The sequence below is a fragment of the Pedobacter sp. PF22-3 genome (genome assembly GCF_026239555.1).
Classification (GTDB): Bacteria; Bacteroidota; Bacteroidia; order Sphingobacteriales; family Sphingobacteriaceae; genus Pedobacter.
In genome coordinates, this window is the sequence record NZ_JAPIVP010000017.1 from 86584 (window position 1) to 105706 (window position 19123).

At 37.1% G+C, this 19123-nt stretch carries 22 protein-coding genes and 1 tRNA gene; 14 read left to right on the plus strand and 9 right to left on the minus strand.

Translation table 11 applies throughout. The features are described 5' to 3' along the window. Nucleotides 1-67 precede the first annotated feature (67 nt). The gene (locus OQX63_RS19035; protein WP_265852401.1) at nucleotides 68-1060 is read right to left on the minus strand and encodes a helix-turn-helix transcriptional regulator; all 993 of its coding nucleotides are present in this window, start codon (nucleotides 1058-1060) and stop codon (nucleotides 68-70) included. A 53-nt stretch (nucleotides 1061-1113) separates the two neighbouring features. Here OQX63_RS19035 and OQX63_RS19040 point away from each other — a divergent pair, with 53 nt between their 5' ends. After that, nucleotides 1114-2247: an FAD-dependent oxidoreductase gene (locus tag OQX63_RS19040; RefSeq protein WP_265852402.1), complete on the plus strand. Its 1134-nt coding sequence runs from the start codon at nucleotides 1114-1116 to the stop codon at nucleotides 2245-2247. Between the two features lie 164 nt (nucleotides 2248-2411). Here OQX63_RS19040 and OQX63_RS19045 read toward each other — a convergent pair whose 3' ends face one another. The 4 genes from OQX63_RS19045 to OQX63_RS19060 all read right to left on the minus strand — a co-directional run bounded on the left by OQX63_RS19045 (nucleotide 2412) and on the right by OQX63_RS19060 (nucleotide 6323). Further along, a complete protein-coding gene (locus OQX63_RS19045; RefSeq protein WP_265852403.1) occupies nucleotides 2412-3782 on the minus strand; it encodes a hypothetical protein in 1371 nt (456 codons plus the stop codon). Between the two features lie 267 nt (nucleotides 3783-4049). Continuing rightward, a tRNA-Ser gene (locus OQX63_RS19050) sits at nucleotides 4050-4134 on the minus strand. Between the two features lie 189 nt (nucleotides 4135-4323). Further along, nucleotides 4324-5754 (minus strand): pyruvate kinase, encoded by a 1431-nt coding sequence (gene pyk, locus OQX63_RS19055; protein ID WP_265852404.1) that lies wholly within the window; start codon nucleotides 5752-5754, stop codon nucleotides 4324-4326. A 149-nt stretch (nucleotides 5755-5903) separates the two neighbouring features. Beyond that, nucleotides 5904-6323 (minus strand): IPExxxVDY family protein, encoded by a 420-nt coding sequence (locus OQX63_RS19060; RefSeq protein WP_265852405.1) that lies wholly within the window; start codon nucleotides 6321-6323, stop codon nucleotides 5904-5906. 158 nt (nucleotides 6324-6481) lie between these two features. Between OQX63_RS19060 and OQX63_RS19065 the strand changes: the two genes are divergently transcribed. From OQX63_RS19065 to rnc, 3 genes are all read left to right on the plus strand, one after another. Continuing rightward, nucleotides 6482-6718 carry an acyl carrier protein gene (locus tag OQX63_RS19065; protein WP_008508386.1) on the plus strand — a complete coding sequence of 79 codons (237 nt, stop codon included), beginning with the start codon at nucleotides 6482-6484 and terminating at the stop codon, nucleotides 6716-6718. 21 nt (nucleotides 6719-6739) lie between these two features. After that, entirely contained in the window at nucleotides 6740-7993 is a 1254-nt protein-coding gene (fabF, locus tag OQX63_RS19070; protein WP_090498150.1) for a beta-ketoacyl-ACP synthase II, read from the plus strand. Nucleotides 7994-8087: 94 nt separating this feature from the next. Further along, complete coding sequence (rnc, locus tag OQX63_RS19075) at nucleotides 8088-8816, plus strand: ribonuclease III (RefSeq protein ID WP_265852406.1); 729 nt, start codon at nucleotides 8088-8090, stop codon at nucleotides 8814-8816. A gap of 289 nt (nucleotides 8817-9105) precedes the next feature. Here rnc and OQX63_RS19080 read toward each other — a convergent pair whose 3' ends face one another. The 3 genes from OQX63_RS19080 to OQX63_RS19090 are packed head-to-tail and all read right to left on the minus strand — an operon-like array spanning nucleotide 9106 to nucleotide 11257. Then, nucleotides 9106-9816: a hypothetical protein gene (locus OQX63_RS19080; RefSeq protein WP_265852407.1), complete on the minus strand. Its 711-nt coding sequence runs from the start codon at nucleotides 9814-9816 to the stop codon at nucleotides 9106-9108. Between the two features lie 6 nt (nucleotides 9817-9822). Continuing rightward, the gene (locus OQX63_RS19085) at nucleotides 9823-10539 is read right to left on the minus strand and encodes a hypothetical protein (protein WP_265852408.1); all 717 of its coding nucleotides are present in this window, start codon (nucleotides 10537-10539) and stop codon (nucleotides 9823-9825) included. 4 nt (nucleotides 10540-10543) lie between these two features. Beyond that, the gene (locus tag OQX63_RS19090) at nucleotides 10544-11257 is read right to left on the minus strand and encodes a hypothetical protein (protein WP_265852409.1); all 714 of its coding nucleotides are present in this window, start codon (nucleotides 11255-11257) and stop codon (nucleotides 10544-10546) included. A 169-nt stretch (nucleotides 11258-11426) separates the two neighbouring features. Between OQX63_RS19090 and OQX63_RS19095 the strand changes: the two genes are divergently transcribed. The 8 genes from OQX63_RS19095 (at nucleotide 11427) to OQX63_RS19130 (ending at nucleotide 16790) form a co-directional block, all read left to right on the plus strand. Then, complete coding sequence (locus tag OQX63_RS19095) at nucleotides 11427-11621, plus strand: hypothetical protein (RefSeq protein ID WP_265852410.1); 195 nt, start codon at nucleotides 11427-11429, stop codon at nucleotides 11619-11621. Between the two features lie 192 nt (nucleotides 11622-11813). Next, complete coding sequence (locus OQX63_RS19100) at nucleotides 11814-12677, plus strand: YicC/YloC family endoribonuclease (RefSeq protein ID WP_265852436.1); 864 nt, start codon at nucleotides 11814-11816, stop codon at nucleotides 12675-12677. Nucleotides 12678-12737: 60 nt separating this feature from the next. Beyond that, nucleotides 12738-13304: a guanylate kinase gene (gmk, locus tag OQX63_RS19105; protein ID WP_265852411.1), complete on the plus strand. Its 567-nt coding sequence runs from the start codon at nucleotides 12738-12740 to the stop codon at nucleotides 13302-13304. 36 nt (nucleotides 13305-13340) lie between these two features. Next, on the plus strand, nucleotides 13341-13544 hold the full coding sequence (locus OQX63_RS19110; protein WP_265852412.1) for a DUF2281 domain-containing protein: 204 nt from the start codon (nucleotides 13341-13343) through the stop codon (nucleotides 13542-13544). Further along, on the plus strand, nucleotides 13544-13927 hold the full coding sequence (locus OQX63_RS19115) for a type II toxin-antitoxin system VapC family toxin (RefSeq protein ID WP_265852413.1): 384 nt from the start codon (nucleotides 13544-13546) through the stop codon (nucleotides 13925-13927). Before OQX63_RS19110 ends, OQX63_RS19115 begins: the two co-directional genes overlap by 1 nt. A gap of 144 nt (nucleotides 13928-14071) precedes the next feature. Then, nucleotides 14072-14647 carry a nicotinate (nicotinamide) nucleotide adenylyltransferase gene (gene nadD / locus OQX63_RS19120; protein ID WP_265852414.1) on the plus strand — a complete coding sequence of 192 codons (576 nt, stop codon included), beginning with the start codon at nucleotides 14072-14074 and terminating at the stop codon, nucleotides 14645-14647. A gap of 107 nt (nucleotides 14648-14754) precedes the next feature. Further along, nucleotides 14755-16455 carry a glycoside hydrolase family 3 protein gene (locus OQX63_RS19125; protein ID WP_265852415.1) on the plus strand — a complete coding sequence of 567 codons (1701 nt, stop codon included), beginning with the start codon at nucleotides 14755-14757 and terminating at the stop codon, nucleotides 16453-16455. A 125-nt stretch (nucleotides 16456-16580) separates the two neighbouring features. Then, complete coding sequence (locus tag OQX63_RS19130) at nucleotides 16581-16790, plus strand: hypothetical protein (protein ID WP_187591990.1); 210 nt, start codon at nucleotides 16581-16583, stop codon at nucleotides 16788-16790. Between the two features lie 91 nt (nucleotides 16791-16881). On the opposite strand, the gene OQX63_RS19135 is transcribed toward OQX63_RS19130, so the two are convergent. Beyond that, nucleotides 16882-17415: a thioredoxin family protein gene (locus OQX63_RS19135; RefSeq protein WP_265852416.1), complete on the minus strand. Its 534-nt coding sequence runs from the start codon at nucleotides 17413-17415 to the stop codon at nucleotides 16882-16884. Between the two features lie 212 nt (nucleotides 17416-17627). Between OQX63_RS19135 and OQX63_RS19140 the strand changes: the two genes are divergently transcribed. Next, nucleotides 17628-18284: a TatD family hydrolase gene (locus tag OQX63_RS19140; protein WP_265852417.1), complete on the plus strand. Its 657-nt coding sequence runs from the start codon at nucleotides 17628-17630 to the stop codon at nucleotides 18282-18284. A 46-nt stretch (nucleotides 18285-18330) separates the two neighbouring features. Continuing rightward, on the plus strand, nucleotides 18331-19122 hold the full coding sequence (locus tag OQX63_RS19145) for a tRNA threonylcarbamoyladenosine dehydratase (RefSeq protein WP_265852418.1): 792 nt from the start codon (nucleotides 18331-18333) through the stop codon (nucleotides 19120-19122). The last annotated feature ends 1 nt before the right edge of the window (nucleotide 19123 follow it).

Sequence of the window (19123 nt, forward strand, 5' to 3'; positions counted from 1 at the left end):
AGAATTTCGTTCTTTTTTGACTGTTTAGGTTTAGCAGCAAACTGACGATGAAGTTTTAAAATGCACTTTATTTTGGTCCATTTAATGCGTAATGCTTAGGGTTCATACCGATATGCGCTTTAAATATTCTTGAAAAATGGCTGAGGTTTGTAAACCCCATCCGGTATCCAACAGCTGATACAGATAGCTTTTCGGCGCTCAACAAAAGGGCTGCTTCTTGCATTCTAAACTCCTGATAATAACTAAAAATGCTGTCGCCAAAAATTTGCCTGAATAAACGTTTCAGTTTAGTTGGGCTCATATGAGCACCAAGTGCGAGTTCTTTAATCACTGGAGGCGTTTCCAAATGTTCAAGTATCTGCTGTTTAACGCGGTAAACGGCTTGTATATCATAAATGTTTAAAGCATGCAATTGCTTTTCATCGCGGTTTTCCAGTTCCATCAATAGCCTGCAAATAAGTTCTTCGGCCTTTATCCTTAAAAAGAAAAGTTTAAACGTTTCATTAGCCGGTTCAGATATGATTTCATCCACAATTTTTTGTAAAGAAGGATACATGATCTGTTCGAACAAAAGAGGACGTTTATTTTGCAGAAGGCCTTTTAAAACTGATGATTCTTGCGAGGCAATAAACAGGCCGTTTAAATAATCCGCATCAACTTCTATATTAATGGTTGCTGAATTGGTATGGATCGCAATAACATCATCTGTATTGATACGACTGGTGCCTATTAACACCGAGGGTATTGTATACTTGTGGGTTGACGAAGTTTCTGCTCTGGAGAATATGTTTTGAAACTTGAAAAATATCATCCTCTTAGCTTTATCGACATCAGGATTTTGAACAAGTACATCTTCATTAAGCTCATAGTTACTAATGAGCATACGTAAGTGTTCATTAAAAACAAATCCAATACAATATCCACTACCAAACTGTTGTGGTATTTCTAATCTTCTATCTATGAGTTGTGTTCCCAATAGGTGAGCTAATCTTTTCAGCACATGGGGAACCGTTTGATCTGCCGTTTCCATAAAGTCTTTAACGACTGTTTTTATGTCCAATATAGATATTTTATACTAAAGTGACTGATAACTTTGCATATCAATTAAAGGCAATGATACTGAAAGAAAAAAAAGTGGCTATTATCGGTGCAGGACCAGTTGGCCTGACTATGGCGATATTATTACAGCAAAAAGGAATTGATGTAACTGTTTACGAAAGAGATAAAAATCCACAAGCCAGGATTTGGGGCGGTACGCTTGATTTGCACAAAGATTCGGGACAGGAAGTGATGAAAAAAGCTGGTTTACTGGAAAGTTACTACGCCATAGCAAGGCCCATGGGAATAATAATGACTGATGAAAAAGGAAAAATATTATTCACCAAACAGATTACACCTGAAAATCAATACGATAATCCTGAAATAAACAGAAATGACCTCAGAAAAGTATTGCTAAATAGTTTGAAACAGGGCACAGTAATCTGGGACAGCAAATGTAGAGAACTCGAAGTTTGTGATGAAAAGTGGCACTTACGATTTGAGAATGAAACAGTGGCAACTGCTGACTTGATTATCATAGCCAATGGTGGAATGTCTAAAATAAGAACATACATTACCGATACAGTCGCTGAAAGCACCGGAACTTTTATCATACAGGGAGATGTACCTCAACCTGAAATAAATTGTCCCGAATTTTTCCAACTATGCAATGGTAAAAGATTAATGGCTGCCTACCAAGGCAATTTATTGGTTGCAAACCCAAATAATAGTGGCGTGTTAACCTATGGTGTAATTTTTAAAAAGCCAGAAAATTGGGATGATGCTCACAATGGGTTAAACTTTCAGAATCAGGATAGTATCCGAACGTTTCTTTCAGATAGATTTATAGATTGGAATGAACATTACAAACAATTATTCCGTTCAACCTCCTCTTTTTGGGGACTGCCGACAAGAAAATTATCACTGGATAAACCCTGGAAGAAAGGCCGCCCCCTACCGATTACGCTCATCGGAGATGCAGCTCATTTAATGCCACCTTTTGCAGGTCAGGGTGTAAATACCGGGCTAATGGATGCACTAATTTTAGCGGGTAATTTAACTGATGGAAAATTTGAAACCTTAGAAAATGCTATAAATGATTATGAAGAACAAATGTTCATTTATGCCAACGAAGCACAACTGTCATCAGTGAGAAACGAAATAGAAATGCATCAGCCAAATTTCACTTTCGAAAAGTTTATCCACTAAGCTTCAGTACCCCACCGTCATCAAAGGCCCTGTCGAATACGATTATGAGCGGATATTTAATGCAATACAGTCCATAAGCAGGTCCGTTCAGAATAGCAAACAAATCTTAAAGTATTGCTACCTTACGCTGAAAGATTTCCTGTTGAAGTCGCCTGTTAATTTGTTCACTTTGATATTGCTTCAAGTGTAACATAAGTTGCCCACGTGCTGCATGCAAGAGCGAACAATATACAGTATAAAAGAATATCTATTTCTTTTCTAAGCTTGATCCAAAAAACAATGATAAACATCAATGGGAAAATTGCTATAAAAATAAAGATAATTGTTGCCAGGGTCTCGAAAATATCCTGATCATAATTCATGAGCAACAGCCTGATCCCGAAGTAAAGCAACCAGACGAACAATGGCGCGAGAAAGCATATTAACAATTTCCATAATAACTTAAGCTTAAGGTGTTCAGGAACTGTATTGAGATAATTTTTATATAGCCAAAAGACTATGCCTCCCATGCACACGATCAGAATTGCCAGCTGAATATAGGTGTTAAAAATGGTATCAGAACGAGTATTGATTTTTGAAGAAGACTTGAGCTTATCATGGTTATAGTGCTTGATACTGGTTGTTTCTCCGTTAACAAATGTCTTTATAACCTTATCGCTACCAATAGTATCTCTAATAATCCAGGTTGAGTCTTCAAATCCCATCTTATAAAGACCCTCAATGATCGGTTTACCATTTTTCATTCTTACAAACCTTCCGTCAAGTCGCCCGCCATTAAATCTTAAGGAATCAATTCCTTCCTCCGTATCTACCGTTAAAATTGTTATTTTTCCTGGGGAAACCAGGCTGGCGCTATCTGCGATATCATATAAAACATCCTTGTCAAGGTTTTTGAGGAAGAGGTTTTTATTGTAATCGTCATATCTCACAGGCTTGCTAATACTTAAAGAATTTATTTTAATAACAAGCAATGAATCTCTATTGTAAAATTCAAATTCACTATGCGAACTCAGGTCTTGTATTATTGGATTTTTTAAAAGGACATACTGTGGTTGATCGAAAGATTGGATATATTTTTGTTGGGTGGTAGCACAAAAAGAGAAAATCGCAACAACTCCAACAAAGTAGGCGCTCAATCGAGAAATTAGCGCTTTACCCATGGATTTACCTATGGCTTGTTGCAAATCGTTTTTTTGGTACATCCAGGCCAATAAGATCATGGGTAGTGCCATCAGATCAGAAAGATCAACAGTTCTTCCAATACTGAAATATGGCGTTATGAATTGAATAATAACTGAGGCATATTCGCTTTTCCAAAAAGTAAATAGGATCGCTGTAGATATAAAAACCCATATTTTTTGTTTGGGGAATATAGCCGACCAAAATATAGGAAATATAAAAAGCCCACAAAAATCAGAAAGTTTTCCGGTAAACCAGTTATGGAAAGCTGGCTTCATAAAGAAGTCGTTGATAATTAACAGGACAAGAAAAAAAATGAAAAGTGGCGAAAGAAGATTTTTTAGGCGGTTATTCATATTTTAGCATTTACATCTGCTATTGATACCGATAATGCAATTTGGTAACCCGTAAAAGTACATCAGTAGCAAATCAAGTTGTTAAACCAGATGATAAGAACAGGCATATAAGCGTATTCTTAATGGAGTAATGATTTTAATCCGCAACAGCCCCTTTAAACAATAAAACTTACTCGGTTCAGGTCGATGGAATATCCGACATAACGAGGGATTTACACTCTTGGACGATACAAAAAAGCGGGAGAATTTTTCAATTCCCCCGCTCAGCGGAGAGGGCGGGATTCGAACCCGCGGTACCTTGCAGTACACACGCTTTCCAAGCGTGCTCGATCGACCACTCTGACACCTCTCCGATTATATCATTGTATTTTGTTTCAAATAAATGTAGCAATATACAGTTTCCAAACTTACCCAATCGATACCTCCAAAGGTTTCTTTGGACTGATACCTCTTCGCATTGGATTGCAAAAATATATTTTTTATTGATAAAAAAAATGCTCCCGGTTAAAATCGGGAGCATTTCTATATACAAGATCAGAAATTAATCAATAACCGTAATTTTTAACATATTGGTTTTACCTTTTGCTTCCATCGGAATAGCAGCTGTATTGATGATGATATCACCTTGTTTAACCAATTTTTTGCTTTTTAAGAATTCGTTCACTTCAATAATGGTATTATCGGTACTTTCCCATTTATCGTAGTAGAAACCTCTTACGCCCCAAAGTAAACTTACCGCGTTTAATAATGCCCTGTTACTGGTAAAAATAAAGGTAAGGGCTTCCGGACGGTGACTTGAAATTTCGAAAGCAGTATAACCACTCAAAGTCATCGATACAATACCTACTGCGTTGGTTTGTTTCGCTAAGAAACAAGCAGAATCACAAATGGCATCACTTAAGAAAGAAGGTGATTTTGGTTTTAAAAACTTATCAGGATGGAAAGGATAATTGTTCTCTTCGATGTTCTGAATAATTTTCTGCATGGTTTCGATAACAATCAGCGGAAATTCTCCAACTGAGGTTTCGCCACTTAACATTACCGCATCGGCACCATCCAAAACAGAGTTAGCCACATCATTCACCTCTGCACGTGTTGGGCGAGGCGTTGTGATCATACTTTCTAACATTTGGGTAGCCACAATTACGGGTTTAGAAGCCGCTCTACACTTAGCAACAATCATTTTCTGTAACAATGGAACTTCTTCCATCGGACATTCAACACCTAAATCGCCACGGGCAACCATAATACCATCAGTTACAGCAATAATTTCGTCTATATTTGCAATAGCCTCTGGTTTTTCTATTTTGGCAATTACGCGGGCAGTTTTACCACGCTCGGCAATAATTTTTTTAAGTTCGATAATGTCTTCTGCCTTACGCACGAAAGACAAACCGATCCATTCTACATCATTTTCTAAAACAAATTCTAAGTTTTCTCGGTCTTCCGGAGTTAAAGAAGGAATAGAAACCTTAGTATTTGGAAGGTTAACACCTTTTCTCGAAGTTAAAATTCCACCGTGAACAATCTCACAAACGACTTCATCTTTTAAATTGGTAGAAATCACTTTCATCTGAAGCTTTCCATCATCCAGAAGTATAATTTCGCCAGCCTGAACATCCTGAGGAAAGTTTTGGTAAGTAATATAAATACGCTCTTCGTTACCAATACATTCATTCGTAGTAATTACGGTAGTTTTTCCGTTAATCAGGTTAATACCACCTTCTTTTACTAAACCAATACGAATTTTAGGACCTTGTAAATCGGCAAGAATACCTACATTATATTCGTATTTTTTGTTTAAATCGCGGATGGTATCCAAAACCGCTTGATGATCTGCTTGTGATCCGTGTGAAAAATTTAGACGGCAAACATCTAAACCTGCGTTAAACATACTGTATAATACTTCTGGTTTTGCTGATGCAGGCCCAAGCGTGGCAACAATTTTAGTTCTCGAATGAAAAGGTTTCATTTATTTATTGATTTTAGGAATGCAGTTTAAGAAAGCACTAATTATTATCTAAAATAATCAAACTGCATTAAATTTTATATATTTTGTTTTTTTGTTCTTTGTTTGTAACTGCCAAATATAGTGTATTTAATACACCATGTATATAATTTTTATATTACCAAATTTTCACGGCTCTTTAATTTAGTGGGGTCTATTTTTGCAGCCACCTGTATATCAGGCAGTTTATTCAATCCGTTGATTAAATAATCCAAATCCTCCTTGTCAATAAATTCTTTAATGATAATAAAAAAATCTACTTTGCTCATCTCCGGAATTAGAAAACCATCGCTACTTTTATTGCAGATTAAGTAGTATTCAACCTCGCCCTGCTCTACAAAAAAGTAATATTTAGAGAAAGACCAGGCTGGTTCATCAATATTAAAAAATATTTCATGGTCCTCTATTTTTTCAAATTCAGTATTTAGCCGGGTATTAATTTTGTGGCAAAGCACATAGTCTTTTAGGGGTGCTGTGATCGCAATTAGTATAAAATCAAGGTCTAAGGTAAGTTTTAGGTAGGTCTTATTCAAAGCGAAATAAATTATTTACAGAACGAAATTAAAAAACTAATTCTATATTCGCTGTGTTATTGAGGTACCAAAATTACATATCGAAATAAAAACATTTGAAAATTGTAAGAATTTATTTTTCTTTGCACAGAATTATTTAACCATTAAATTATAAAATTATGTCTGATATTGCTTCAAGAGTTAAGGCTATTATCGTAGAAAAACTAGGTGTTGACGAAAGCGAAGTTACGCCAGAGGCTTCATTCACCAACGATTTAGGTGCAGATTCTTTAGATACCGTAGAATTGATTATGGAATTTGAAAAAGAATTCAATGTAGCTATTCCTGATGATCAGGCTGAAACCATCGGTACCGTTGGCCAGGCAATTGCTTATTTGGAAAAAAACGTTAAATAGAATTACGCTTTTTCAGTATAAATGGAATTAAAAAGAGTAGTAGTAACAGGGTTGGGTGCGCTCACTCCTATAGGCAATAATGTTCCTGATTTTTGGGAAGGATTGACTAACGGGGTGAGTGGCGCTGCTCCTATTAAGGGTTTTGATACTGAAAAGTTCAAGACCAAATTCGCTTGCGAGGTAAAAAACTTTAATCCAGAAGATTTTTTGGAGAAAAAAGAAGCCCGTAAATTAGATCCGTTTGTACAATATGCTCTTGTAGCAACAGATGAGGCTGTAAAGGATGGTGGTTTTGATTTTGAAAAATTAGACACCAACCGCATCGGCGTAATCTGGGGCGCGGGCATAGGTGGATTGAAAACTTTCCTGGATGAGATTTCGAATTTCGCCAAGGGAGATGGTACGCCAAGATACAATCCATTCTTTATCCCTAAAATGATCGTGGATATCGCCCCAGGGCATATTTCTATCAAATACGGCCTGCGTGGGCCAAATTTTGCAACTGTTTCGGCATGTGCTTCTTCAACAAATGCAATGATTGATGCATTTAACTATATCCGTTTGGGTATGGCTGATGTAATTATCAGTGGTGGTTCTGAAGCAATCATCAATGAGGCAGGTATGGGTGGTTTTAATGCCATGCATGCATTATCAACACGTAATGAAGATCCGGCAACAGCATCACGCCCTTTTGATAAAGATCGCGATGGCTTCGTAGCTGGTGAAGGTGCAGGAACTATTATTTTAGAAGAACTTGAACACGCTAAGGCAAGAGGTGCAAAAATTTATGCAGAACTTGTGGGCGGTGGAATGAGTGCTGATGCCAATCACATCACTGCACCACATCCTGAAGGTTTAGGCGCTAGAATGGTAATGACCAACGCACTGAAAGATGCTGGTTTAACAACTGCTGATATAGATTATATCAATGTACACGGTACTTCTACACCGCTTGGTGATATTAGTGAAACCAAAGCCATTGGTACATTATTTGGTGAAGATGCTTATCGTTTAAACATTAGCTCAACCAAATCGATGACCGGCCACCTGTTAGGTGCAGCTGGTGCTATTGAGGCTATTGCAGCAATTCTTGCTGTTAAAAATGATATTGTTCCTCCAACAATCAATCATTTTACAGATGATCCTGCATTTGATCCTAAATTGAATTTTACTTTTAACAAAGCACAAAAACGTACTGTTAGAGCTGCCTTAAGCAATACATTCGGTTTTGGTGGCCATAATGCTTCTGTTATTTTCAAGAAATACGAAGATTAATTAGAACAGCACAGGTATATAATTTTGTATGCTAATTAAAAATAGATAACTTAGTTAAATATGCTAGTTAGCCGCTAATTGTGTTATTTATTTAATGCCGATATTAAAATTATATAAACTTTATCTCTCTCCTGAAAAGGAGTTTGTTAAACAGCTGAAAAATATTTTGGGCTTTGTTCCAGGCAATGTTACGCTCTATAAAATGGCGTTCAGGCACCGTTCTGTAGCAAAAATTTTAAAAAATGGCAGCAGGAGCAGTAACGAACGTTTAGAATTTTTAGGTGATGCCGTTTTAGGTTCGGTAATAGCAGAGTTGCTTTTTAAACACTATCCTTACAAAGAAGAAGGGTTTTTAACCGAAATGCGTTCGAAGATTGTAAACCGCGCTAATTTAAACCAGTTGGCAAAAAAAATTGGTTTCGATAAGCTTATCCAGTTTGATCAGCGTTCCGTTAGTATCCAAACCAAGCACAATTCGATGTTGGGCGATGCTTTTGAAGCTATTATTGGTGCCATTTATATGGATAAAGGGTACAACTTTACCAAAGAGTTTTTAATGCGCAGAATTGTAAAACCGCATATCGATATCCATACCCTTGAACTTACTGAAACCAATTTTAAGAGTAAATTAATTGAATGGTGCCAGCGCCATGGTAAGGATGTATTATTCGAACTTGCTGAAAATGGCGAAGGCGAAAGCACTAAATTATTCACCATTAGTGCAATGGTAGAAGGCGAAAAAGTGGGAACAGGCAGAGATTATAATAAGAAAAATGCAGAAAAACTTGCTGCAGAGAAAGCTTGCGAAGCATTGAGTATCTAAAAGTTCACTGGTCATTAGTAACTGCAAACTACCTAATGTATTTTGTTTAATCGGTTAATTGTTGAAATTGGTTAACGGAATCCAAACTCCAGATTCGATCATGAGCAACTGTAAACCATCAACTGCAAACTGCATCTTGTTTAATCGGCTAATTGTGTAAACTGGTTAACTAAAACCCAAACTCAGATTCGATCATGAGCAACTGCTAATTGCCAACTGTAAACTGATTAACTGATTCTCAACTCCAAACTGATCTATTGACTCAGGACTCCAGACTGAATACTAAAACCTACTTCCCCTTTCCCAGTGTATCTGTAAATTTCTTAGAAGATTCTTTAATATACTTGATGTAATCGTAACTGTTCCAGTACTGTGCTTTATCAAAATCAGGACGACAATTCAGCATGTATTTCTCTAAAGTATCACCTCTTAATTCGGTATTGTTTTTAATAATACTCTGATTAAAGTACACATCAATCTGCGATTGTTTAATTTCATTATCAGCATACCTTCCAAATCTTCGTGCATTTTTAGGATCGCTACCAAACAGATTATACAGCGCATTTAAAGGACTAAATATGGCAGACAAAACCGTTGTTTTACCCCCATTATATACACCCTTGTTTTTAAAATCGCGCTTAATTTCATCTAAATCTTCTTTTTTGGTGTTTCCCCTAATGGTTACATCAGCTAGCGTAGTACTTCCCCTCACCAGGTAAACCACAAGATCCTTTTCGCTATTCACCACAACACGCTGATCAATCAGGTCTCTCTTGGTTACCAGAAGCGTGTCGCCCAATCTGGCTTTTAACTGGAACAATCCAATATCATTACTGCCCACTCCGATTCCGGTACGCAAATTTGTAATTTCTGACAATGCAATTCTAACGTTTGAGCCCCTCTCAATAACTACCCCCTTCAGAATAAAGTCTTGTGCCTTGGCCACAAAGCCAATTAAGGTAAAAATAAAGAGTATGAAGGCAAATTTAAAGTTTCTCATGCTGTACTAATTTGTGTGTTTCAAAGTATCGGTGTATTTTTTAGCCGACTCTTTAATGTATTTAACCGCATCATAATTACTCCAATTTATGGTCATGCTGCGTGTTGGATAATAATCGAGCAGAAATTTGTCGAGATCTTTCCCCGTTAATGTAGTATTTTTCAAGACCAAGCTTTTATTAAAAAACTTGTCAACCTCGATCAAACTTAGTTCCTTTTTATAATAACGGTTAAATTTACGTGCTCTTGCTGGTGTTTTCCCAAAAAGCTCATAAAAAAATGTTATTGGATTGCCGCCAAGCGGATTTAATAAAATTAATGGCGGTTTACCCGCAAAAAAAGAACCGTTGTGCCTCAAATCCCGCTTAATATCTTCCATCTCTTGCTTTTTGGTTTGCCCTTTAACCGTTACTTCTGCTAACATAGTACTTCCCCTTACCAAAAAAACAACCAGGTCACCATCTGTGTTAACAACGACTTTTTGATCATTTAAGTTTTTCTTCTGAATGAAAAGCGTATCGCCAATACGGGCATTTAACTGAAACATTCCAATATCGTTACTGGTTGTGCCCATTTTACTGCGTAAATTGGTTATCGCAGCTAAAGCAACACGCACGTTAGAACCTTTCTCAATCACCACCCCTTTCATTACGAAATCTTGAGCTTTAATTTTCAAGCCTTGCACTAAGATGATGAGTAACAGAACAGCTTTTAAAAGTTTCATTTTATCATAATGAGGTGTTTAAAGTATCTAAGTACTGTTTAGACGATTTTTTGATGTAATCAACCCCGTCATAAGTATTCCAGTTTTTAATCTGTTTATGCTTTGGTCTGTAATCCAACATAAATTTTTCAAGTTGCTTTCCTGTTAAACTGGTATTATTTTTAACCAGGCTGACATTGAAAAAACGGTCTATTTCTAATTCTTTTGTCTCGTTATCATAATAGCGGTCAAACCGCCTGGCACTTTTACGCTCTGCACTAAACAATTCCATTATGGCCGACAAAGGATAACGGATATAATGAAGCGGGTTTCTGTTATGTCCGTAAAAATACGTTTTCTTTCTGTGCGCAAACCTAACAACCGATAGGTTTTCTTGTTTGTTTTCTGCCCTGATTGTTACATCCTCCAGCAGCATGTCTGCCCGAACAATATTTACGATAAAGTCATCATCACTTTTAACAATCAACAGCTGATTATCAAACTTTCTTTTTTGCACCAATAAGGTATCGCCAATTTTTGCGGCAATTTGGAAAAACCCCATGTCGTTGGTACCAACTCCCTGTCTGGTGCGCATATTGGTAACTACTGCCAGGGCAATTCTGATATCTGTTCCTTTTTCAAAAACAACTCCTTTAGAAACCTTAACCTGTGCTTTAACGCTTATTGAAGCAACTAGAAAGCCGAGCGAAAGAAAAATGAGCGTAAAAAATGCTTTCATATCTCTAAGAGATTTTTTGTAAAATTAACATTTGTTGCACATTCAAATTGTTAATAAAACGTTAATACCCATGAGGAAACTAACAGACAGCTATTATTTTATGCAGTAATAGTAGTTTTCTACCAGAGCAACGAAAGTTCTTTTTTAGATACGGCTGCATCTTTTGGTGATGCTGAAATTAACATCGTATTTATTAGGAAATGAACGCTCCTATCCTTTTGGCTCAATCAGTCCTGCTGAACGTTTTACCCCGATGAAAAATCGGGAATGTCCACTCCCATCAGGTTTAAATACTTCGGTAGGCACCTTGCAGGTAACAGGCCCAAGCCAAAAGCAATCTTACGATGTACCTAAACCCGATTGAAATGAAAAGCCCACAGCGCAACGCGGACTTGTAATGAAAAGCGGGACTACTTCTGCGATGAAAAACTGAACGTTGGTTTTCAAAATATCTGCGATGTCGTATTTTATTTTCAACTATCTAGAATTCTGAGGCACTGCCCATTATTATTTCTCCTTTCGGCTTAAAACCCTATCTTTGCGCATGATAAAATCCATGACAGGATACGGCTTAGCAACAGCCGATTATGCAAACGCAAAGTATAGTGTCGAAATCAAATCGCTCAACAGTAAATTCCTGGAGCTGAATTTAAAATATCCTAAAGCTTTTTCTGATAAAGAATTGATTCTGCGCAACATCTGTAGCAAAGATATCGAACGCGGAAAGGTAAGTTTAAGCATCAATATAGAACGCACCAATGGCGAAATTACAGGTGCCACCATTAATACCGCTTTATTGAGTCATTACTACCAGCAGCTTGTTGCTGTTAACAACGAACTAGGTGCAGACAGCAGTAATTTACTCCAAACAGCCTTAACCTTTCCGGATGTAATTAGTTATAAGGAAGAAAGTGTTAGCGAAGATGAATGGAATCACCTTTACCAGATTTTTACTGAAGCCCTGGCCAACTTTAACCAATTTAGGGAAGATGAAGGCGCTGTTTTAAAGGCGGATTTAGAACTGCGGATTAAAAATATCCTGTCGTACTTTAAATCGGTAGAAGAACTGGAACCTAAAAGAATTTCGGCCATCCGCGATAAATTTAACCAGTTTTTAGAAGATGCGGTGGGTAAGGTAAATATTGACCAAAACCGTTTTGAGCAGGAATTGATCTACTACATCGATAAAATTGATATTACTGAAGAAAAAACACGTTTAAAAAGCCATTGCGATTATTTCTTACAAACTTTAGCAAGCAAAGAAGCAAACGGTAAAAAAATGGGTTTCATTTCGCAGGAAATAGGAAGAGAAATTAATACCATGGGTGCAAAAGCGAACGATGCGCAGATGCAGCAATTTGTGGTAGGAATGAAAGAAGAATTAGAAAAAATAAAAGAACAGTTACTGAATGTGTTGTAGCGTTAGGCGGAAAGCGATAAGCGCTTAACGCCAGACGCCAATCGCAAAACTTTTAAAAGCATGCAAGGCAAATTAATCATATTTTCAGCACCATCAGGAGCAGGTAAAACCACCATAGTACATCATTTATTAAAGAAGTTCCCTGATCTGAGCTTTTCTATTTCTGCAACTACCCGCGAATTGAGAGGAGATGAAACGCATGAAAACGATTACTATTTTATTACAAAGGAAGAATTTTTACACAAAGTTGCCCGTCAGGAGTTTGTAGAGTTTGAAGAAGTTTATAACGGCACCTTTTATGGCACTTTGCGCTCAGAAATAGAACGCATCTGGAATGAAGGTAAACACGTTATTTTCGATATCGATGTTGAAGGCGGCATCCGTTTAAAAAGAAAATACGAGGAAGATGCATTGGCTATTTTTGTTCAACCACCCTCATTAGATGTTTTAAAGGAACGTTTAAGCGGTCGTGGAACAGATAGTCAGGAAAAATTACAAGAACGTTTTATTAAAGCTGAAAAAGAATTGCTTTATGCAGATAAGTTTGATGTGATCTTAAAAAATTATGATCTGGCTACTGCTTGTGCAGAAGCAGAGCAGTTGGTAGGGGATTTTTTGAAAAAATAGTTTTATTAGGCGCGCAGAAATTTCTATATTTGATTGATGACTGATATTCAATTATATAGCCAAATATCTTCATTGCCTTCAGATTTGAAGAAGCAAGTGTCTGATTTTGTCTCATCTCTGAAGAAAAAATCGAAAGCGAGTAAAAAACTGAAAGAAAGGCAATTTGGTTATGCCAAAGATTTTTTTAAAATGTCTGCCGATTTTGATAAGCCATTAGAAGACTTTAAAGATTACATGTAATGCAGCTTCTGTTAGATACGCATACATTTATCTGGTTCATAAATGGAGATTCATCTTTGCCAAAGAAGATAATTGATGAAATCAAAAACCTAAAAAATGAATGTTTTATCAGTATTGCAAGCATTTGGGAAATTGCGATAAAATGTAAATTAAACAAGCTTTCTTTAAATGCAGACTTTGATAAAATTTTAGACTTTTTAGATCAGAATCAAATAGAAATATTACCAATCTCATTCAACCATATTATTAAACTGAATGAATTAGATTTCCATCATCGCGACCCTTTTGATCGAATTCTAATTGCTCAAGGCATCTCGGAAAATTTAACTATTTTAACAAAGGACCAAAACTTTAGCTTTTATGAGACTAAAATATATTGGTAAACTAATCATCTAATAAATCCGTCATTGCGAACCATAGCAGCGGAAAAAGAGGACAAGGGTGAAGCAATCTAATCAGTGATTAGATTGCTTCGGCTCACTGAATCAGCCTCGCAATGACGATTACAAATACTGAAAACCATAAACATGAAAACCGGTCTTTTCTTCGGTTCGTATAATCCAATCCATACCGGACATTTAATTATTGCAAATTATATGGCTAACCATACCGAACTGGATGAAGTATGGCTGGTGGTTTCTCCACATAATCCTTTAAAGGATAAAAGTGGTTTAACCAATATGTATGATCGTTTGGAAATGGCCAAATTGGCTACCGAAAATGCAGCGCATATCCGCGTGAGTAATATCGAATTTGCATTGCCACAGCCTTCATATACCATTGATACCTTAACCTATCTCCACGAAAAATATCCTGAAAAGGAATTTGTACTGATCATGGGTGCTGATAACCTCGTTTCTTTTAAAAAATGGAAGAACTACGAGGTGCTGTTAAAAAACTATCAGATTTATGTGTATCCTCGTCCCGGAGCAAATGTGAGCGATTGGGAAAATCATCCCTCCATTACCTTTACCAATACACCTTTAATGGAAATATCCTCCACTTTTATACGGAAGGCTATTAAAGAGAAAAAAAATGTTCAGTTTTTCCTGCCCGATAATGTAATTGACTTTATTGAAGGCAAAGGGATGTACCGATCTTAATTTGCAATATTTTTAAAACTTAGGGTATTAAATCGATTACTTGGACGGGTTTTTGTTCAATACGGCTTTGGTTTATTAATTTAGCGGACCTGATACAATAAAAACAAGTGAAAAAAAATCTTTTTATACTCATTGCCCTATGTGGAGCTGCATTTTCGGGCAGCGCACAACAAAAATCCTATTTAGAAATGTTAGCCAATCAACCCAAATGGGTCGATTCTGTTTTTAATAAACTAAACCGTAGAGAGCGTATTGCGCAGATGTTCTTCGTTAGGGCACATACCAATCTGGGTAAAAAATATACCGATTCGGTTGGCGAGGTGATTAAAAAAGAACAATTGGGCGGAGTAATTTTTTTTCAGGGTGGCCCTGGCCGACAGGTTGTAGCCACCAATGCCTATCAAAAACTGAGCAGAATACCACTTATTGTGGCTAATGATGGGGAATGGGGTTTGGGCATGCGTTTAGACAGTACTATATCTTATCCCTATCAAATGACTTTGGGCGCCATCCAAAACAAGGAGTTATTATACAAAATGGGTTTGGAAGTGGCTAAAGATTACAAACGGATGGGGATGCAGATGAACCTGGCTCCTGATGCAGATATTAACAATAATCCGAAAAACCCGGTAATTAACTATCGTTCGTTCGGCGAAAATAAATATAATGTGGCAAGTAAAGTCGCATCCTATATGAAGGGCATGCAAGACGGAGGTTTATTAACTACGCTGAAACACTTTCCTGGTCATGGCGATACAGATGTAGATTCGCATTACGATTTGCCGCAGCTTACTTTCTCTGCTGCACGTTTGGACACTTTAGAAATGTATCCATTCAAAGAATTGATTAAACAAGGCGCATCTGGGGTGATGATTGCACATATGAACATTCCTTCTTTGGATAATACCCCAAATTTACCTTCAACGCTTTCCAAGCCAATTGTAACCGGCATTTTAAAGCAAAAATTAGGCTTTAAAGGCCTGATTATTTCGGATGCAATGGATATGAAAGGTGTGGTAAAATACTTTAAAAATGGCGAAGCTGATTTGATGGGAATTATTGCAGGTAACGATATTATCGAACTTTCAGAAAACAGCGACAGAGCCATTAAATTGGTGCGTAAAGCGGTAAGAAATAATCGTGTAAGTATGGGCGAGATTGACCAAAGCGTGCGTAAAATATTAACCGCAAAGTATTGGGCCGGGCTGGCCAAGCGCGATACCATTGTTACCAAAGGTATTATTGCGGGTGTTAACCGCAACAACAGCAATGCATTAGTGCAGGAGTTGGCCAATGCATCGGTAACTTTGCTCAAGGGTAAAGATCATATTAAACGTCTTATACCGATCAGAAGAACAGCGATAATCAGTATTGGCGTATCTTCCGTAACTACTTTCCAAAAAGAAATCTCGAAAGGTTATTACAACTCTGTTTATTATGTGTTGGATAAAGATGCAAGTGCCACACAAATTTCAAACATAGCACGTGAAATCAGCGCATTTGATCAGGTAATTGTAGGCATTCATGATAGCAGATCAAGACCGGCTAATAACATGCCACTGAATGCAGGTGTGAAGAATTTTATTAAAGAATTATCAACTAAGAATGCTGTTTTTGCCTTGTTTGCAAATCCATATAACCTGGCAACCTTATCGGGATTAGAAAATAGCAAAGGTTTATTGGTAGCCTATCAAAAAGAAGATTTTATGCAGATTTCGGCTGCTGCTGTAATTAACAACCGCCTGGTACCTACAGGTAAGTTACCAGTGAGCGTGGCTCCGTTTTATAAATTTGGGGATGGTCTTTAGCCCTTTCCGATTTGTCATTCTGAGCGCAGCGAAGAATCTTTGGAAGCCTCAGTCTTTTCACCTTTAAGCTTTTCCCAAAACAATTTCACTACCAAAACGATTATCTAATATAAAATCTTAAAGTTATGATAGATCCAGAAGACGACAATTATTCGAACGATCCTAACGATGCTTTACGCAGAGAGGATGATGTAGAAAATATCAATGAAATTAGTGGTGATGATACCAGTATCGAACACGATAAAGATCTGCTGGAGCAAGCCGATGAAGCTTCAAGAGCTTCTTATGAGTTAAACCTTGATGATGAGGTAGACGAAGACGAATTAGACGATTAAAAAGAAAGCCTTTCAGATTTAAAAATCGAAAGGCTTTCTTAATTAGATTTTGCGGTTCGGCCTTAAACCTCACGCCCTCTACCTTAAGCCTCTATTTAGCTTTCGTTTTATAAGTCTCAGGATCAACAGCCGCTTTTGTCCACCCTTTTAAAAATGAGGTAATCTTCTTTACATCATGTCCAACTTTCTTTTTACCGTTAGCGCCAACTTCTTCTGTTTCTAAATAAGAAGAATTTTCAATGTGCAATACTTTCCCTTTTCCATCCAAAACTAAAAACACAGGAAAGCCAAAGCGTTGAGGATAGCCTAAACCAGCCAGAACACTTTCGTTTTTATTTTCAGGACTATAATTAACCAAAACAGTTTCGAAATTATCGTTGATGTATTTTTTTAAGGTAGCCGTACTATCAACCAAATTATGGAAAGCAATACACCAGGTGCACCAGTTACCGCCAACCTGTAACAGCACATGTTTATTTTCTTTGGCTGCTTTTGCAACCGCAGCAGCGATATCTGCTTTAGCATCTGCCTGTGGATTATAAATATGAACGGCTTCTTTTTTTGCCTGGCTAAAAGCCGCAGTAGAAATCAATAAAGCAGTTAATAAAATGACTAATTTTTTCATCTGTTTTAAAATAATATTCAAATGTAGTAAAGTCTAGTATTATTGTAGATTATTCGCAAATTCTTTACAGATTAGAAACATTCATTGGTCATTGGTCATTGGTCATTGGTCATTAATAGAACTTGTTTTTATCGAAAGGTTTAAATTCATTTGCATTTTTCCATTGTCCCTTTTACATCGCCCATTTTACATTTAACTATCTTTGTATAGAAATGGATTTCTTAGATATACATACCCATAAAGTTGCCACCCAAAATGGGGTTATCAGCATTCAGAGTCTGTCGTTAACCCATGATATCTTTTTGGCAATGCCTAAAACCAAGCCCATTTCTGTTGGCTTGCATCCCTGGTTTGCCAAAATTGATCATCTCGATCTGCAGATGAAATATCTTAGTGTGGTAGCCAATCAAACAAATGTAAAACAGATTGGTGAATGCGGTTTAGATCGCCTGAGGGGCGAAAATCTGGATAATCAACTTATAATTTTAGAAAAACAGATCGAATTAGCAGAAAGAATCAATAAACCTTTGATTTTGCATTGCGTTAAATGTTTTGCTGAATTAATAGCGGTTAAAGACCGGTTAAAAGTTGAAGTACCGATGATCATCCATGGCTTTAATAAAAATGAAGAACTGGGTAACCAGCTGTTGGATAAAGGATTTTTGCTTTCTTTCGGTCTAACCGCTTTAAAGGAAAACTCCGGTGCAGCAAAACTGATTCAAAGTACCAATAACTTTTTCCTGGAAACGGATGATGCTGATATTTCGATTGAGGAAATTTACCGGGCAGCAGCCATTTTAAAAAAATGTACTGTAGATGAACTTAAAGCACGTATTTTTACCGACTGGAATAAACTAAATTTAATATAGCGCTGTCATTCTGAGCCTGTCGAAGAATACAGCTAAATACAAAAATATGTCTGATTTTAGCTGGCTTTCGCGCTCTGCCCTGCTTGTAGGTAATGATGGAATAGAAAAACTCCAATCGAAACATGTTCTCGTGATCGGTTTGGGTGGCGTGGGTTCTTTTGCTGCCGAATTTATTTGCCGTTCAGGAATTGGAGAAATGACCATTGTTGATGGCGATGTAGTTGACCCAACCAACCGGAACAGGCAGCTACCTGCTTTGGCAACCAATCATGGTGTTAGCAAAGCTGCAATTATGCAAGAACGTTTATTATCTATAAATCCCGAATTAAAACTGCACGTAGTAAATACCTTTCTTACGCCAGAGAAATGCAGGGAAATTTTAGAAGCTGATTTCGATTACATTATGGATTGCATTGATAGTGTAATGCCTAAAATTACTTTGTTAGGAACGGCATTAGAAAAAAATATTCCAATTGTAAGTTCAATGGGTGCTGGTGGTAAAATGGATCCTACTCGTTTAAGAATTACGCTACTGCCTGATACTTATCAATGTGTTTTTGCCAGTTATGTGCGTAAAAGGCTGAATAAGCTTGCCAATGCGGCAAAAATAAAAGCTGTTTTCTCCACCGAAGAAATGGATAAAAATTCCATGATTATGACTGATGGGAGCAACTTTAAACGCTCTGCTTATGGTACAGTCTCTTATTTGCCTGCTGCATTTGGTGGTGCATGTGCATCGGTGGTTATCCGCGATCTGCTCGGCCTTCCTATTGAAATGGCCGAACGGCCAGCAAGGATCAGCCACAAAACATTAGCCAAAAAGAAGAAAAAACCGTAAA

Coding starts and splice junctions, on each gene's coding strand:
- OQX63_RS19130 (WP_187591990.1), top strand. CDS start 16,581: ATGATAGATCCAGAAGACGACAATTATTCGAACGATCCTAACGATGCT.
- OQX63_RS19090 (WP_265852409.1), bottom strand. CDS start 11,257: ATGAAAGCATTTTTTACGCTCATTTTTCTTTCGCTCGGCTTTCTAGTT.
- nadD (WP_265852414.1), top strand. CDS start 14,072: ATGAAAACCGGTCTTTTCTTCGGTTCGTATAATCCAATCCATACCGGA.
- OQX63_RS19080 (WP_265852407.1), bottom strand. CDS start 9,816: ATGAGAAACTTTAAATTTGCCTTCATACTCTTTATTTTTACCTTAATT.
- gmk (WP_265852411.1), top strand. CDS start 12,738: ATGCAAGGCAAATTAATCATATTTTCAGCACCATCAGGAGCAGGTAAA.
- OQX63_RS19040 (WP_265852402.1), top strand. CDS start 1,114: ATGATACTGAAAGAAAAAAAAGTGGCTATTATCGGTGCAGGACCAGTT.
- OQX63_RS19140 (WP_265852417.1), top strand. CDS start 17,628: ATGGATTTCTTAGATATACATACCCATAAAGTTGCCACCCAAAATGGG.
- rnc (WP_265852406.1), top strand. CDS start 8,088: ATGCCGATATTAAAATTATATAAACTTTATCTCTCTCCTGAAAAGGAG.
- OQX63_RS19135 (WP_265852416.1), bottom strand. CDS start 17,415: ATGAAAAAATTAGTCATTTTATTAACTGCTTTATTGATTTCTACTGCG.
- OQX63_RS19145 (WP_265852418.1), top strand. CDS start 18,331: ATGTCTGATTTTAGCTGGCTTTCGCGCTCTGCCCTGCTTGTAGGTAAT.
- fabF (WP_090498150.1), top strand. CDS start 6,740: ATGGAATTAAAAAGAGTAGTAGTAACAGGGTTGGGTGCGCTCACTCCT.
- OQX63_RS19065 (WP_008508386.1), top strand. CDS start 6,482: ATGTCTGATATTGCTTCAAGAGTTAAGGCTATTATCGTAGAAAAACTA.
- OQX63_RS19110 (WP_265852412.1), top strand. CDS start 13,341: ATGACTGATATTCAATTATATAGCCAAATATCTTCATTGCCTTCAGAT.
- pyk (WP_265852404.1), bottom strand. CDS start 5,754: ATGAAACCTTTTCATTCGAGAACTAAAATTGTTGCCACGCTTGGGCCT.
- OQX63_RS19045 (WP_265852403.1), bottom strand. CDS start 3,782: ATGAATAACCGCCTAAAAAATCTTCTTTCGCCACTTTTCATTTTTTTT.
- OQX63_RS19085 (WP_265852408.1), bottom strand. CDS start 10,539: ATGAAACTTTTAAAAGCTGTTCTGTTACTCATCATCTTAGTGCAAGGC.
- OQX63_RS19095 (WP_265852410.1), top strand. CDS start 11,427: ATGCTGAAATTAACATCGTATTTATTAGGAAATGAACGCTCCTATCCT.
- OQX63_RS19100 (WP_265852436.1), top strand. CDS start 11,814: ATGACAGGATACGGCTTAGCAACAGCCGATTATGCAAACGCAAAGTAT.
- OQX63_RS19115 (WP_265852413.1), top strand. CDS start 13,544: ATGCAGCTTCTGTTAGATACGCATACATTTATCTGGTTCATAAATGGA.